We start from the raw sequence: 3,131 nt of genomic DNA on the forward strand, positions 1-3,131 counted from the left end.
AACTTTGTTCTTTGAAAACTGAATACTGTAAGTAATAAACCTCTTATTTGATTATCTCTACCAGGAGTAATCAATATAAGAAATTCCAATTTTTACCAAGAGTAACAAACCAAAGAAAGTAAGCAATTACTTTTCGCGATCATACAACTTAACCAATGGTTAAGTGAATAAGGGCGCACGGTGGATGCCTTGGCACTAGAAGCCGATGAAGGACGGGACTAACACCGATATGCTTCGGGGAGCTGTAAGTAAGCTTTGATCCGGAGATTTCCGAATGGGGGAACCCAATTGCTTTGATAGGCAATTACTACTTTACGAATAAATAGTAAAGTTAGAGGAAGACGCAGGGAACTGAAACATCTCATTACCTGTAGGAAGAGAAAGAAAAATCGATTTCCTGAGTAGCGGCGAGCGAAACGGAAACAGCCCAAACCAAAGAGCTTGCTCTTTGGGGTTGTAGGACAGACGATATGTAGTCAACGATTTAGTCGAATGGCATGGGAAGGCCAATCATAGAAGGTGACAATCCTGTAGACGAAAAATCAATGACGCTAGTCTGTATCCTGAGTACGGCGGAACACGTGTAATTCCGTCGGAATCCGGGAGGACCATCTCCCAAGGCTAAATACTCTCTAGTGACCGATAGTGAACCAGTACCGTGAGGGAAAGGTGAAAAGCACCCCGGAAGGGGAGTGAAATAGTACCTGAAACCGTGCGCTTACAAGCAGTCAGAGCCCGTTAATGGGTGATGGCGTACTTTTTGTAGAACGGACCGGCGAGTTACGATTGCATGCAAGGTTAAGTTGAAGAAACGGAGCCATAGCGAAAGCGAGTCTGAATAGGGCGTCGAGTATGTAGTCGTATACCCGAAACCAAGTGACCTACCCATGTGCAGGGTGAAGGTGCGGTAAGACGCACTGGAGGCCCGAACCCACGTCTGTTGAAAAAGGCGGGGATGACGTGTGGGTAGCGGAGAAATTCCAATCGAACTTGGAGATAGCTGGTTCTCTCCGAAATAGCTTTAGGGCTAGCCTCGGATGATGAATACTGGAGGTAGAGCACTGTTTGATCTAGGGGTCCATCTAGGATTACCGAAATCTGATAAACTCCGAATGCCAGATATTTTAATCCGGGAGTCAAACTGCGAGTGATAAGATCCGTAGTTGAAAGGGAAACAGCCCAGACCACCAGCTAAGGTCCCAAAGTTTCAGTTAAGTGGAAAAGGATGTGGGGTTGCTTAGACAACTAGGATGTTGGCTCAGAAGCAGCCATCATTTAAAGAGTGCGTAATAGCTCACTAGTCGAGTGACCCTGCGCCGAAAATGTACCGGGGCTAAACTGAACACCGAAGCTGTGGATATCCGCATGGATATGGTAGGAGAGCGTTCTAAGGGCAGAGAAGCAAGATCGAGAGGACTTGTGGAGCGCTTAGAAGTGAGAATGCCGGTATGAGTAGCGAAAGACGGGTGAGAATCCCGTCCACCGTATGACTAAGGTTTCCTGGGGAAGGCTCGTCCTCCCAGGGTTAGTCGGGACCTAAGCCGAGGCCGAAAGGCGTAGGCGATGGACAACAGGTTGAGATTCCTGTACTTGTTTGTATTGTTTGACCAAAGGAAGGACGCAGGAGGCTAAGCAGAGCACGTTATTGGATTCGTGTTCAAGCAGTGAGTCTGACACAGAGTTAAATGCTTCGTGTTAAGGACAAGCTGTGATGAGGAGGGAAATATAGTACCGAAGCTGCTGACGTCACACTGCCAAGAAAAGTTTCTAGTTAGATACAAACAACCCGTACCGCAAACCGACACAGGTAGTCGAGGAGAGCATCCTAAGGTGAGCGAGCGAACTCTCGTTAAGGAACTCGGCAAAATAACCCCGTAACTTCGGGAGAAGGGGTGCTGACCATTTGGTCAGCCGCAGTGAATAGGCCCAAGCGACTGTTTATCAAAAACACAGGTCTCTGCAAAATCGAAAGATGACGTATAGGGGCTGACGCCTGCCCGGTGCTGGAAGGTTAAGAGGAGTGCTTAGCATTAGCGAAGGTACGAATTGAAGCCCCAGTAAACGGCGGCCGTAACTATAACGGTCCTAAGGTAGCGAAATTCCTTGTCAGGTAAGTTCTGACCCGCACGAAAGGCGTAACGATTTGGGCACTGTCTCAACGAGAGACTCGGTGAAATTGTAGTACCAGTGAAGATGCTGGTTACCCGCGACAGGACGGAAAGACCCCATGGAGCTTTACTGCAGGTTGATATTGAGTGTCTGTGTGACATGTACAGGATAGGTAGGAGCCTTTGAAACCGGAACGCTAGTTTCGGTGGAGGCAATGGTGGGATACTACCCTTGTGACATGGCCACTCTAACCCGCGACCGTAATCCGGTCGGGAGACAGTGTCAGTCGGGCAGTTTGACTGGGGCGGTCGCCTCCTAAAGAGTAACGGAGGCGCCCAAAGGTTCCCTCAGAATGGTTGGAAATCATTCGTAGAGTGTAAAGGCAGAAGGGAGCTTGACTGCGAGACCTACAAGTCGAGCAGGGACGAAAGTCGGGCTTAGTGATCCGGTGGTTCCGCATGGAAGGGCCATCGCTCAACGGATAAAAGCTACCCTGGGGATAACAGGCTTATCTCCCCCAAGAGTTCACATCGACGGGGAGGTTTGGCACCTCGATGTCGGCTCATCGCATCCTGGGGCTGAAGTCGGTCCCAAGGGTTGGGCTGTTCGCCCATTAAAGCGGTACGCGAGCTGGGTTCAGAACGTCGTGAGACAGTTCGGTCCCTATCCGTCGCGGGCGTTGGAAATTTGAGAGGAGCTGTCCTTAGTACGAGAGGACCGGGATGGACACACCGCTGGTGTACCAGTTGTTCTGCCAAGAGCATCGCTGGGTAGCTATGTGTGGATGGGATAAACGCTGAAAGCATCTAAGCGTGAAGCCCTCCTCAAGATGAGATTTCCCATATCTTTAAGATAGTAAGACCCCTGAGAGACGATCAGGTAGATAGGCTAGAAGTGGAAGTACAGCGATGTATGGAGCGGACTAGTACTAATCGGTCGAGGACTTATCCAATGGATATTAAGATTGTATGATGGAATACGGTTAACGACTTACAGATTCAGTTTTGAGCGAACAAAGCTCA

General features: G+C 49.1%; 1 rRNA gene. It reads left to right on the forward strand.

The features are described from left to right. The first annotated feature begins 157 nt into the window (after nt 1-157). Nucleotides 158-3,061, forward strand: a 23S ribosomal RNA gene (locus EF384_RS09400). Nucleotides 3,062-3,131 lie beyond the last annotated feature (70 nt).

This window comes from Aerococcus agrisoli (genome assembly GCF_003797145.1).
Classification (GTDB): domain Bacteria; phylum Bacillota; class Bacilli; order Lactobacillales; family Aerococcaceae; genus Aerococcus; species Aerococcus agrisoli.